The 13347-nt window shown below is 38.6% G+C and carries 8 protein-coding genes; all 8 read left to right on the top strand.

Annotation, left to right across the window (positions count from 1 at the left end):
• Nucleotides 1–284: 284 nt before the first annotated feature.
• Nucleotides 285–2924, top strand: coding sequence for a TonB-dependent receptor (locus tag JWR87_RS08685; RefSeq protein ID WP_297818385.1), 2640 nt, complete (start codon nt 285–287; stop codon nt 2922–2924).
• 230 nt (nt 2925–3154) lie between these two features.
• The gene (locus JWR87_RS08680) at nt 3155–3868 is read left to right on the top strand and encodes a hypothetical protein (protein WP_297818382.1); all 714 of its coding nucleotides are present in this window, start codon (nt 3155–3157) and stop codon (nt 3866–3868) included.
• A gap of 148 nt (nt 3869–4016) precedes the next feature.
• Nucleotides 4017–5060: a histidine kinase gene (locus JWR87_RS08675; protein ID WP_297818379.1), complete on the top strand. Its 1044-nt coding sequence runs from the start codon at nt 4017–4019 to the stop codon at nt 5058–5060.
• A complete protein-coding gene (locus tag JWR87_RS08670) occupies nt 5060–5776 on the top strand; it encodes a LytTR family DNA-binding domain-containing protein (protein ID WP_297818377.1) in 717 nt (238 codons plus the stop codon). Before JWR87_RS08675 ends, JWR87_RS08670 begins: the two co-directional genes overlap by 1 nt.
• A gap of 366 nt (nt 5777–6142) precedes the next feature.
• Nucleotides 6143–7231, top strand: coding sequence for an LptF/LptG family permease (locus JWR87_RS08665; protein WP_297818375.1), 1089 nt, complete (start codon nt 6143–6145; stop codon nt 7229–7231).
• A gap of 142 nt (nt 7232–7373) precedes the next feature.
• Nucleotides 7374–8696, top strand: coding sequence for a citrate (Si)-synthase, eukaryotic (locus JWR87_RS08660; RefSeq protein WP_297818372.1), 1323 nt, complete (start codon nt 7374–7376; stop codon nt 8694–8696).
• Between the two features lie 727 nt (nt 8697–9423).
• The gene (locus JWR87_RS08655) at nt 9424–12513 is read left to right on the top strand and encodes a sensor histidine kinase (RefSeq protein ID WP_297818369.1); all 3090 of its coding nucleotides are present in this window, start codon (nt 9424–9426) and stop codon (nt 12511–12513) included.
• A 50-nt stretch (nt 12514–12563) separates the two neighbouring features.
• Entirely contained in the window at nt 12564–13187 is a 624-nt protein-coding gene (locus JWR87_RS08650) for a response regulator transcription factor (RefSeq protein WP_297818366.1), read from the top strand.
• The last annotated feature ends 160 nt before the right edge of the window (nt 13188–13347 follow it).

Raw genomic sequence — 13347 nt, 5'->3', positions numbered from 1 at the left:
ATCTATATGCCCATGTGGTGAACGGTCGCAAAAAAAAAGCGCTTGCGGAAATATCAACTGAAAATGCTCCATAAAAAACAATTGTACAAGTGAGTGACACAACCAAAGTTTAATAAGGTACAATTGCCGGTAACCAAATATTCCTTCGTTTATGAGCTTTACATTTTCACCACGTTTTTAGTGCTTTCGTCGCATTTTAGGGGTACGTCGTCTCATGTTGGTTGCAAAAAATATTATCGCGGGTAGTTTTGCGTTAGAATAAAAAAAGGTTCAAAACCAAACGCATGATAAAAATTTACTTCCTCGCAATTGCAACTTTCCTTACAACACAACTCTTCGCGCAGTTTCCTATGGGCGGCGCAGGCAAGCCAGGTCAGGCTCCGCCGTCAATAGGTAATGTATACGGAAAATTAACAGACAGTTTAGGCAAGCCGATCGCTGACGCGTCTGTTGTAATGTTGGTAAACCGTTTGGATACGGTAACTAAAAAAAGAAAAGATGTTTTACTAAAGGCTATCGTAACGAAATCTAACGGAGAATTTAATTTTGCCGAATTGCCGGTTTTTGGTGGTTTGAAATTGAAAATATCTGCAATCGGGTTTAAGTCTGTAGAAAAGCCGGTTGCTTTTCAAATGAAAATGGAGGCGCCGGCAACAGGGAAAGCAGCCGGTGACCCTGCAGGACAAATGTCTGCAATGAGCGGCATGCTAAATTCTTTTGTAAAAGATCTTGGTAACATTCAATTAAGTGCAGAGCCAAGGGTGTTGGAAAATGTAACCGTTACCTCAACTGCCAGCGGACTAAAACTGGATATTGATAAAAAAGTTTTTAGTGTTGAAAAGAACATTGTAAGCGCAGGCGGAACTGCAGTAGATGTAATGCGCAACGTTCCTTCTGTGCAGGTGGATGTGGATGGTAATGTGAAACTGCGTAATGCTGCTCCTCAAATTTATGTTGATGGCCGTCCAACAACTTTAAGCCTTGACCAAATCCCCGCAGATGCTATCGCAACTGTTGAAGTAATTACAAACCCTTCAGCTAAATACGATGCTTCAGGCGGTAATGCAGGTATCTTAAATATTGTATTAAAAAAGAATAAGCAATCTGGTTATAACGGTAACCTGATGGCTGGTGTTGACAGAAGGGGTGGCGTAAACGCAGGCGGTAATTTTAGCATGAGACAAAATAAACTAAACTTTACTGCAGCCGTTATGATGAACCAGATGCGCAACAAAACTACCGGTACAACAAACCGCTTAAACTACGGAGACACGCAAACACACGTGTTTCAAAATAATGACAACAGAACAAAAGGTGCCTTTGTTTTTGGAAAAGTAGGCCTCGACTACTATGTTACCAACAGGGCTACTTTGTCTGTGTCGGGTATTAAAGTACATGGACAGTTTAATCCTGCTGAAACCATTGATATAACTACCGACAGCTTATTCAACGCCGGACTAAAAAGAAGTATGTATAGTCAACGCTTAACAAGTGGATCGAGGACTTTTAACGCAAGTGGTTTGCAGTTTGGTTACGTTTATAACCTGCCTAAAGCAGGCGAACAGTTAACTGCCGACGCAAACTACTTCTCAGGTAAGAACTCTGCCAACTCAATTTATACTACCAATTATTATAAGGCAGAAAATATTGGCAATACCCAGTTACAGCAGATTGTAGGTGAAGGAACCAACGAGTTTGTAACCGTTCAAACTGATTATACCAATCCCCTCAGCACTGTTACGAAGTTAGAGACCGGATTAAGAATGCAACTGCGTAATATTTCAAACAACAATGATAACTTCAGAGGTATTCCCAACGGTGCAATGGTAAAGATTCCTGCAGGTACCAGTAACTATAAGAACAACGATAATGTATATGCTGCTTACATAAGTGTAAAAAGCGCTATCAAAGACTTCGGTTATCAAATTGGCCTACGTGGCGAAAGCTCGGAATACCAGGGAGAATTGACAAATACCGGGGAGCAATTTGGCAACAAGTACCCAATTAGTTTGTTTCCGTCTTTGTTTTTAAGCCAGAAGTTTAGCAACAAACAAGAATTGCAATGGAGTTACACACGTCGCATCAACCGTCCTAATTTCTTCCAGCTAATTCCCTTTACCGATTATACCGATAGTTTGAATATATCAAGAGGTAATCCTAACCTGGTTCCTGAGTTTACCAGCTCTTACGAGATGAGCTATAGCAAGACTTTCAAAGGCAACAATAATATTCTGGGTTCTATTTATTACAAGCATTCTACCGATCTTATTACCCGTTATCTTAATAAAGACCTTAATCCTTTTACCGGAAAGCAAGATATCATCAACACCTTTATCAATGCCAATTCCAGCTATTCTTACGGTGCCGAAGTAACTTCTGTTAACAACATTGCCAAGTGGTGGGATGTAACTACCAACCTTAATTTGTATCAGTCAAAAATAAATACCGATAACATATTAGGTACCTCACAAGATGCTATTGTCAGTTGGTTTGGAAAGTTCAATAGCAATTTTAAATTACCTAAAGCCTTTACAATTCAGTTGTCAGCAGAGTACCAGAGCAAAACAAATCTTCCTGTTAGCAGCGGTCAGGGCGGAGGTTTTGGTGGTGGATTCGGACAGGCGCAAAGTTCTTCTCAGGGTTACATCAGGCCTTTTTGGGGAATGGACCTTGCTGTAAGAAAGACGTTCCTGAAAAACAATGCTGCTACAATTAGTGTAAGCTTTAGCGATATGTTTAGAACGCGGAAGCAAGATCAACATTCTGAGAGTATTTATTTTACCCAGGATTATTATCGCCTCAACAATCCCCAGATGGTAAGGGTTAATCTGAGCTACCGTTTCGGAAAAATGGACATATCATTATTTAAACGTCAAAACCTGAAAAGTACCGGTAACCAGGATGCCATGCAAATGGGCCAATAATTAACCTGTTTATAAGTTCTTTTTCATGTTCCGGGGCAGCAACACCTTTTTGATACTTCGTTGCGTCGCACACTTTTACTTTTTGTTCTAGTTCAGCCGGGAAAGATGTGCAAATTGCAACGATAAGCAAGGACTGGAAGACCACTACCAGGATTATTAAATTAACTTATTAAAAGATCGAGCTGTTTTAAACTACTGTATATTGAATTGTTAAATGAAAAATAAATAATATGAAAAAAATCCTTCTCTCTCTAACTGCCTTACTAAGCGTGGCATTGGTAAATGCACAAACTGCAGACGAAATAATTGCAAAACACATAGCTGCGTTAGGTGGTAAAGAAAAACTGGCCCAGGTTACTTCTGTTTATACAGAAAATACGATGGAAGTAATGGGAAATGAAGCGGCTTCAAAAACAACACTCCTGGTTGGAAAGGGATACAGAAATGAATCTGATTTTAATGGTCAGCAAATCGTTAATGTTATTACCGACAAAGGTGGTTGGGCAGTAAATCCATTTGGAGGTTCAACTGAGCCAACAGCAATACCAGACGAAATGTACAAATCAGGAAAAGACCAGATCTTTATTGCTCCTTTGTACGATTATGCAGCAAGAGGTGGAAAAGTAGAATTATTAGGTAAAGAAAAAGTGGGCACTGCTGAAGCTTTTAAGATTAAATACACGAACAAAGAAAACGCCGAAACAACTTTTTACATCGATCCTACTAGTTATTTTGTTACAAGAGCGCTTAGAAAAGGAAATGCAATGGGACAGGATATTACAATCACAACAGATTTTTCTGATTATAAGAAGACAGATGCTGGTTTGTATTATCCATATACAACTAATCTCGACATGGGGCAGTTCGCTTTAAAAATGAGTACAAAAAAAGTAGAAGTTAACAAAGCTGTTGACCCTTCAATTTTTGAAATGCCGAAGAAATAAAATTTTCTTACTCTTATATAAAGATTACTGAAGCTGCAATGATTCAGTAATCTTTTTTTTACCTCTACCCGCGAAATGGCAGCAGTACGTATGCTGCTCTTTCAATCACAATCCGATCTCAAGAAGATTTTAAAGAATTTGCTTTTTAATGAAATTAACGTGGTTATCTAAGAAATACGTTTCAGTCTTACTTCACATATTGTTTTGGGTTGTTTTATTTTCATTGCCATCCTTGTTTCGTCCCCGCCAGGGAAACAACCCCCAGGCGCATCGGGAGGCCGAGAACATCAACTTTTTTTACCAGTACCTCGTAAACTGTTGTACGTGGATTGGTTTATTCTACCTCAACGCTTATGTGATATTTCCTACAACTGTCTATAGAAAAAAATACTTTAAATACGTTCTGTCGCTCGTTCCTGTTTTAGCTTTACTCTCCCTGATAGTTTGGGCCAGCTTTAGACTGCTGGTACCCAAAATACATTTCGGTTTCGGCGTATTTGTTTTCTTTTATATATTTCCCTGCGTTTTTATTCTTGCCTGTAGTATCGCCTTTACTATGTTTCGCGATAAGTTGCGGTCAGATAGGTTGGTTGCACAAAAGGAAACTGAAAATCTAAAAACCGAACTTGCTTTTTTGCGCTCGCAGGTAAGTCCTCATTTTATGTTTAACGTCTTAAATAACATGGTAACACTGGCCCGTAAAAAATCAGATCAGCTAGAGCCGTCTCTTTTTAAGCTATCTTCTTTATTGAGGTATATGTTGTATGAAACCGATGAGGAAAAGGTTTTACTCGAAAGAGAAGTAGAATATTTGCAAAGTTATATTGACCTGCAGCTACAAAGGTTCGGAAGCAAGGTAAAAGTTAACCTGGTAATGGAAGATTACGACAAGAATTGTTTTATTGAGCCAATGCTGCTGATTCCATTTGTGGAGAATGCTTTTAAGCATGGAACAGGTTTTAAACAAAACTCTGAAATAAATATTGAGTTAAAGGCAAAAAGTAATTTGTTGGCTTTTAGAGTTAGCAATTATTACGATAATTCTATCGCCCAGGTTAAGGATAAAACGTCAGGTATTGGCTTGCAAAATTTGAAGAGAAGGTTAGACCTCTTATACAAAAATGAACACGCCTTTACCATTGAGAATAAAGACAACTTCTTTACAGTAACACTGCAATTAAATCTACACTAATGCTTAGGTGTATAGCTATAGACGATGAAGATTTAGCTCTTGAATTGATGGAAGACTATATTTCGAAAGTTCCCTACCTCCAATTAGTTGCTACCTGCGATGATCCATTAGATGCTATTGGTATTATACAGGAAAAACAGATAGACCTGGTGTTTTTGGATATACAGATGCCGGGGTTGAATGGGTTACAATTAATAGAAAGTCTTTCAAATAATCCAATGTGCATCCTTGTAACAGCTTATTCCCAATATGCTTTAGATGGCTTTAACCTGAACGTGGTAGATTATTTGGTAAAACCTGTTCCGTTTGACCGTTTTTTAAAAGCTTGCAACAAAGCGAGGGGGTTATACCAACTTAAGCATAAAGCAACAGAAACATCAAAAGAAGAGAAGCTTGATTATTTTTTTATAAACGCCGACTATAGTCACGTAAAGATTACCTACGCTGATATTCTATGGGTTGAAGGGTTGAAGGATTATATAAAAATACATTTGGGAAATAACGCCAGGCCCGTTGTTGCCCGCATTAGCATGAAAAACATAGAAGAGTTGTTGCCTTCGTCAAAGTTCCTGCGAATTCAGAAATCTTATATTGTTTCAAAGGCCCATATTACAGCGGTAAAAAAGACGAGTGTTTTTATAGGTTCAACTGAGCTGTCAATTGGAGAAAATTACAAGGATTCTGTTTTGGCATTTTTAGGTAGAAAAGGGGAGTAGCTACGAAGAATATTTCTCACAGAAAGCGCCGAACTCGCGGAAAAAGAACGGTTTTAGACCAGGTGTTAAATGGTCACCCTTATTCAAGGTTGCCGGTGTCGCCGTTTGCCAGGGCACTTAATATTCCACATTCATTTTCTGCGACTTCTGTGCTTTGCGCGAGAAAACCAACGAAAGCTCCACAAAGATTTACAGATGAACGAAATGCGACGCAACAACTGATTCTGGCAGAACCCAAAGTTTGTCTCCAAAAGTTCCTTTCCTTCTTTACCCTAAAATGACACTTGTTTTTGCCTGGCATCAATTAACAAGTTGTTTCTCCTTCTATCCACACTTCCGTCTATCTTTGACCCTCCGCTCGCAAGCATGAAAACAATAGACTGGTACATACTTAAAAATCTACTTCTTACTTTTTTTTATTCTCTATTTCTTTTTGCTTTTATAAGTGTAGTAATTGATATAAGTGAAAAAACAGATGACTTTGTAAGATCTGGTCTAAGTTTTACTGAAATAATTAAGGAGTATTATCTAGGTTTTGTTCCTCATATTCTCGCCCTGCTTTTTCCACTATTCGTATTTCTTGCAACCATATTTTTTACCAGCAAAATGGCTGGCAGAAGCGAGATTATTGCGGTATTGGCAAGCGGTACAAGTTTCACTCGTTTTTTAAGACCATTCTTTTTTAGTGGAATTGTGCTCGCAACCATTCTTTGGTTAGGCAACCGGTATGTAATACCGAAAGCAAACGCTATCAGGGTCAATTTCCAGGAAAACTACATCGACAAAAACTCGTCTTACAATCCGCTGGTTGCCAATAGAAATAGTTTGTACCTGCAAATAGATGCAGCAAGTTATGCCGGCATCAATTACGATACTACCTCAAAGAGCGGTACCAATTTTTTTGTGCAGCATGTAACCAATAACAAAGTTGATTACAATTTAAGAGCCGAGAGTATTCGTTGGGATACCTCAGCGAAAAAGTGGAGGCTCGATAATGTAATCGAGCGCAAAATAAACGGGCTGAATGAAACAGTAACGATGACTCCAACCTTGTTAAAAAGTTACAGTTTTAAACCATTTGATCTGAAGCGCGACGAATACACGAAAGATAAACTAACAACGCCCGAGTTAGACCGCTTTATACAATTTGAAGAAATGCGCGGTGTTGAAGGGCTCAACGCTTTAAAGGTAGAGCGAAACAGGAGAGACGCAACACCTGCGTCGGTTGTTTTGCTAACCCTTATTGCCGGAGTGATCGCGAGCCGTAAGGTTCGGGGAGGGAGTGGGGTGCATATGGCCATTGGCTTTATTGCCGGTGCAATGTATATTTTAACTGACCGTTTTTCTACTATATTTTCTACTAAGGGAAACCTACATCCGGCTCTTGCAGCCTGGATGCCGAACATTATTTTTGCTTTCGTTGCTCTGTGGTTTTACAGAAGAGCACCTAAATAGTTCCATAGTTTATCCTGCCGGCTTACATTACTTTTGGTCAAGTACACAATTGTTTTACCTTTATTTATCTCTTTGAGTATTTGACGTTTATCAGATATTAACGGCATATTTTACTTACTGTTTAAAATAAAAATTGTCATGTATGGGAATAATTAAGGATAGGTTTAAAACAAAGGCCGATGAAGCTAATGTAGAAATTAAGGCGCTATTAAAAGAACACGGTAGCAAAAAAATAGGTGAAGTAACACTTGCACAAATTTACCAGGGAATGCGCGGCATAACTGGTTTGGTAACTGAAACCAGCTTGTTGGACGCGCAGGAGGGCATTCGTTTTAGAGGTTACACTATCCCCGAATTGCAGGAAAAACTGCCTAAAGCAGACGGCGGAAGCGAACCCTTGCCCGAAGGATTGTTTTACCTGATGTTAATAGGGGAGTTGCCAACTGCAACCGATGTAAGTGCAGTAACAGATATCTTACAACGTCGCAGTCATGTTCCTAACCACGTTTTTGCTACTATAGATGCCTTGCCTTTGTCTACCCATCCCATGACGATGTTTGTAGTAGGAATTATGGCTTTACAGACAGAAAGTTGCTTTGCAAAACAATATGCAAAAGGTCTTAATAAGAAAGACTACTGGAGCGCAACCTTTGACGACTCCATGGATCTTATAGCCCGTCTGCCACGTATTGCTGCTTATATATATAGACGTAAATACAAAAACAACGAGCACATACATCCCGATGGCCTTTTAGACTGGAGCGGTAATCTTGCCCACATGATGGGGTACGATGACCAAAGTTTTCACGAACTTATGAGGCTTTACATGACCATTCACGCTGATCATGAAGGGGGCAATGTGAGTGCACATACAACTCATCTTGTTGGCTCAGCCCTTGGCGATGCTTACCAAAGCTTTGCTGCTGGTATGAATGGTTTGGCAGGACCACTTCACGGTCTTGCAAACCAGGAAGTAATTAAGTGGATCTTTGAAATGAGAAACGAGCTCGGAAGCGAAAATCCTTCAAATGAGCAGATCGCAGAGTATGTGCAAAAGACGCTTGCTTCGGGCAAAGTAGTACCTGGTTATGGGCACGCCGTGCTGCGCAAAACCGATCCGCGTTTTACAGCTCAAATGGAATTTGGCAAAAAGCATATGCCCGATGATCCGTTAGTTCAAACAGTTTGGAATATTTATGAAACAGTTCCACCCATCCTTCAGTCACTTGGAAAAATTAAAAATCCTTGGCCTAATGTTGATGCCCACAGTGGAGCTTTGCTGGTTCATTATGGTTTGGTTGAATATGAGTTTTATACCGTTCTCTTTGGTGTGAGTCGCGCTTTAGGTGTGCTTGCCAGTCTTTGCTGGGATAGGGCTTTAGGCTTTGCTCTTGAAAGACCAAAAAGTGTAACAACCCAATTGGTAAAAGACTGGATCGCAGGTAATGGAGAACTTTGGGAGTAGTTTTTTTTTGAGACAAACATTGCACTCCTATTGTGCTTTGGTTGCGTCGCACACTTCTACTTTTTAACGGTACTGAACCTGTAGAATTTAAAATATCAAATGCCTTGCAAGCGAATGCAGGGCATTTTATTTTTGTTTTTGTCCTGCCGGCGCTCCTCCAAAGCTTTGCGAAAAACCAAGGGCCCCGGCTTGCGTTCATCCCAAAGCCTGCCCCGTTTTTTTTAACGCGGGTCTCATCCCCAACCCACCCTGCCTGGACATGAAGACCGCTTCGACAAGAAAAAGATAGCCCTAACATTTGTATTAATCGAAGGACAATTGACTAATTTAGTAGAAATATGTTTTATGAAAGAGGCAACTTGTTAAGAACAGTTTTTACGTTCCCTCATCGGTTAATTGCATCAACTGCCATACAAACCTGTTTGCCTTTATTACCAATAGTAAGCATCATTTTAATTTTATTGAACAACTGACTTTATATGAGCCATAATTTATGTCCAAGGCATTCTGAAGATAGCACAAAGGAACGTGCGTTCGTTCCGCATGTCTCCTTTTATTCCCTGTTGCAGCAATTTGCTCCCCGTATTTCTCTTTCAGCTTGATACCGCTGATACACAATTTTTGGCTACTCAACACCACACCCCGTGAGATAGTAAAACAGGCTTTTACGATCTCTTTCTTTTAATAGTAATAATGATTTAACTTTTACGACAAACCTGCTAACCGCATGAAAAGCACTGTTGTTTTAATAGCTTTTTTATTGTTTTGGATTGCTTCATTTACTCAACAAAACCATTTTCGCCAAAAGGGAAATAAACACTCTGCTATTCACGATGACAAAAGGAGGTTGTCTTCTATCAATTTTTATCGCCTTACCAATGAGGAAGGTCTTTCTCAAGCATCGGCTAACGTCATCTTTAAGGATAGTGACGGGTTTTTATGGATAGGTACAGACGATGGATTAAACCGTTACGATGGCAAAGAAGTAAAACGTTATTACTACCATTTTGATGATAATACCACTATTGCTGCAAATGAAGTGTATGGAATTTGTGAAGATAAAACGGGCAGAATTTGGGTGGCACACTATAATAGTGGTATAAGTATTTTAGATAAAAGAACAGAGAAATTTAAACGGCTTTCGTCTGAAGATGAAAATAGTAATAAACTTTCTAGCAACCGCATTTATGGTTTGTATTGCGATAAGCTTGGTAATATATGGGCGAGGTCCGAATACGGTATTTCCTCAATAAATCCAACAACGTTTACTATTAAAAATTTCGACAACTTTCCTGTTAACCAACCAGGTACAGTAAACATTGAGGTAGTTGAAACAAAGGAACATATATGGTTTGGAAGTAAATCGAAAGGACTGTTAAGAGTAAGAAAAACCGGCGCTACAGACAGCTTTAAAAAATGGAATTTAAACAAACATGGTACATCTGTTTGTGGCATCTATAATAACGCGGATAACGAGTTATTGGTTACTTCGGAAAAAGGTTTATTCAAGGTAAGTCAAACAGAAAATGATTTTGATATTGAAGAGGTCATACGCGATACGGTTGCTTTTAGCAGGTCATCGAAAGTATTGCGGGTTGATAATACTTCTTCTTTAGTCTGGATAGCTACCGACCTCGATGGAATTTTAATTGCAGACATTAACGAACGAAAGATTGTAAGAAATATAAAGTCGCTCTCAGTAAAAGACAATCTTGTAAGCAATACAATATTTGATTTATTGCAGGATGAAGAAAAGAACGTTTTTGTAGCTACAAGCAGGGGGGTAAACATATACTCTCCTTATAGCCGGATGTTTAACAATTATGAAAATGTCTTTAGAAATATACCCGATTTCGGTCATCCTGTTTATGCCATTCATGAACTTTATAATGGCGACTTGTTGATAGGTACAAAGTATGGAGGAGCTTATTATTTTAATGCTACCACTTTACAGGTAAAATCAATTCCATCAGTTACAGATGAAAAGAAGGTTGCTGTTTATCATTTTACTCGCTTCGGTGAAAATAAATTTTTAGCAGGCACTAGCAAGGGAATTCATCTTTACGAAATAACCCAACCGGGCAACAATGTAAAAGAGTTAAAGTCATACAAGGAACTTAACGTATTAGATACATTTTTTGTTACCGACATTTTGGTCAGCAACGACTCTATTGCCTATATAGCCTCCTTTACTGAAGGTTTTTTTAAATGGAACTATAAAAGTCACGTATTAAAACAATATCAGAAGAATCAAGAAAAGCTGTCTCAGGCACCCGTAGACAACCGTTTGTTGGATTTGTCTTTTACAAAGGAGAAGGATATTATGATCTGTACAAAAAATGGTTTCAGCATATTTTATCCGTCAGGCAACAACTTCGTAAACTTTGTCCCCGGAAAAAATTATCCATATGAACTGCCTGCAAAGAATATTAAAAATGCGTATGATGATGGTAAGTATATCTGGATAAGTACGTATGGTGCGGGCGTGCAAAGGTTTGATAAGCAAAAGAGAATTTTCAAGGCTTATACTTCCGCAAATGGGTTACCCAACGATGCGGTGTATGCTGTCCTTCCCGACGATGATGGCAGGTTATGGATATCGACCAACAACGGACTGGGGTTACTGGATACTAAAAGCGGAAACATACAGTTGTATACTACCCAGGACGGGCTTCCTGATAATGAATTTAATGCATACGCCGGCTATAAAAGTAATACCGGGCTTATTTTTTACTCTACAATTAATGGTATTGTAAGTATCAATCCTTCGCTAACTGCGGTTAATCCTTATAATGCAAAAGTTGTATTGACTTATATCGGCGCTAATAATGGCAACAGAGACACTACCAGCAATACTTATAAAAATACATCATACACTTTTCCTGCCGGCTACAATGCTGTTATTTTCAAATTCGCAGCTCTAAGTTTTGCTGCCCCCGACAAAAATAACTACAAAGTAAAACTGGAGGGCTTAGATAAAGAATGGCTCTTTTTAAAAAATGTAAATGAGGTACGTTATCCCAAGATACCACCCGGCAAATATACTTTTGTGGTGCAGGCTTCTAACAACAATGGTAAGTGGAGCACTAGAAGTTTACGTGTTAACTTAACCGTATTGCCTTTTTGGTATGAGACATGGTGGTTTAAATTATTGGTTGTATTAGCAGTGGCAAGTCTTCTTTATGCATTTTATCATTATCGTATTTCGCAAATTTTAAAGCTTGAAAAATTTCGCCGAAAAATTTCAAGCGACCTGCATGACGATATCGGGGCAACACTTAGCAGCATCAATATATATTCAGAGCTTGCAAAAAGCGAAAAAGACAATAGAAGTTATCTTGACAGTATTCAACAAAATACCCTTAGTACTATAAATAGTCTTGATGATCTTGTTTGGAGCATTAACCCCAAAAACGATTCCATTGAAATATTGATTGAAAGAATGCGTTTTTTCGCAGTTCCTTTTTTAGAAGCCCGAAAAATCAGGTGCGAATTTTTGTCAGACAAGGAGCCGGAAGACTCCGAAATATCATTAGAGCAGCGAGCCAGTCTTTATCTTGCCTTTAAAGAAATGATAAATAATGTAGTTAAACATGCAGAGAGTACGTTTTGCTCGGTAAAAATTATTCAGAAAGGAAGAAGTTTTAGCATTGAAGTAAAAGACAACGGAAAAGGTTTCAGTATAGAAAAAATAAACGGGCACAGAAACGGCTTGAAAAATTTAAGAGAAAGGGCAAAAGAAAATAACGGACGTTTTGAAATTATCAGTAAACCCGGGCAAGGTGCCGCCTTAACCTTTAAAGCCAATTTTAAGTAGCATAAATATGCTATTGCCTTCCATTATTATTATGTTTTCCTTTATACGCAATGATACGAGTAGCCATCATAGAAGATAATGTTGCTTATCGCAAAGCGCTTGAGACACTAATCAGCAAAACAGAAGATCTCGAAATTGTATATACAGCATCTGATTGTACAGCCCTCTCGCAAACAGTTGAAATTATTACTCCCGATGTAATGATTATGGATATTGAGATGCCGGGTTTAACAGGCATAGAGGGTGTAAAAGTTGTGAAAGAAAAATCCCCTGCTACAAATATTTTTATGCTTACTGTTTTTGAAGATGAGCAAAACATATTTGAATCAATAAAGGCCGGTGCATCAGGTTATCTTTTAAAAAGAGATCCGCCCGAAGAAATTTTGAATGCTATAAGAAAAGTACATATTGGTGAGGCAATTATGAATGGCAAGATAGCACGTAAAGTATTGGAATATTATTCAAGAAAGCCTGCACCCAAAGAAAGCTGGGAAGAGTATAACCTCACCAACCGCGAAAAGGAATTATTGGAGCTGATAATAAAAGGACTTTCTTATAAAGAAATAGCCGCTCAATGTTTTATCAGTATTGATACTGTATTCTCCCATATACGCAAAATTTACAGTAAGCTAAATGTTCACTCAAGGTCCGAAATTTCGGCAAGGTTCGGTTAAGGATTATTCATTTTTTTCCAGCCGGTCAATCAGTACCTACCCCCACTCTTCACTCTGCTACACAATTGTGCTTTTAAAATAAGAGTTGCGAAGGCTATCAACTATGTGGATCGAAGTACTTCGCATTATCAAAATCACATAAATCTGCTATTGATTGCCA

Source organism: Segetibacter sp., assembly GCF_025963695.1.
Lineage (GTDB): Bacteria > Bacteroidota > Bacteroidia > Chitinophagales > Chitinophagaceae > Segetibacter.
The sequence above is the reverse complement of the archived record's forward strand: the minus strand, read 5'-3'. Positions and strand labels throughout refer to the sequence as shown.

What these genes read in the sequence shown, in the direction of transcription:
- JWR87_RS08655 (WP_297818369.1), top strand. Translation starts at nt 9,424, where the DNA reads ATGAAAAGCACTGTTGTTTTAATAGCTTTTTTATTGTTTTGGATTGCT.
- JWR87_RS08680 (WP_297818382.1), top strand. Translation starts at nt 3,155, where the DNA reads ATGAAAAAAATCCTTCTCTCTCTAACTGCCTTACTAAGCGTGGCATTG.
- JWR87_RS08675 (WP_297818379.1), top strand. Translation starts at nt 4,017, where the DNA reads ATGAAATTAACGTGGTTATCTAAGAAATACGTTTCAGTCTTACTTCAC.
- JWR87_RS08665 (WP_297818375.1), top strand. Translation starts at nt 6,143, where the DNA reads ATGAAAACAATAGACTGGTACATACTTAAAAATCTACTTCTTACTTTT.
- JWR87_RS08685 (WP_297818385.1), top strand. Translation starts at nt 285, where the DNA reads ATGATAAAAATTTACTTCCTCGCAATTGCAACTTTCCTTACAACACAA.
- JWR87_RS08660 (WP_297818372.1), top strand. Translation starts at nt 7,374, where the DNA reads ATGGGAATAATTAAGGATAGGTTTAAAACAAAGGCCGATGAAGCTAAT.
- JWR87_RS08670 (WP_297818377.1), top strand. Translation starts at nt 5,060, where the DNA reads ATGCTTAGGTGTATAGCTATAGACGATGAAGATTTAGCTCTTGAATTG.
- JWR87_RS08650 (WP_297818366.1), top strand. Translation starts at nt 12,564, where the DNA reads ATGATACGAGTAGCCATCATAGAAGATAATGTTGCTTATCGCAAAGCG.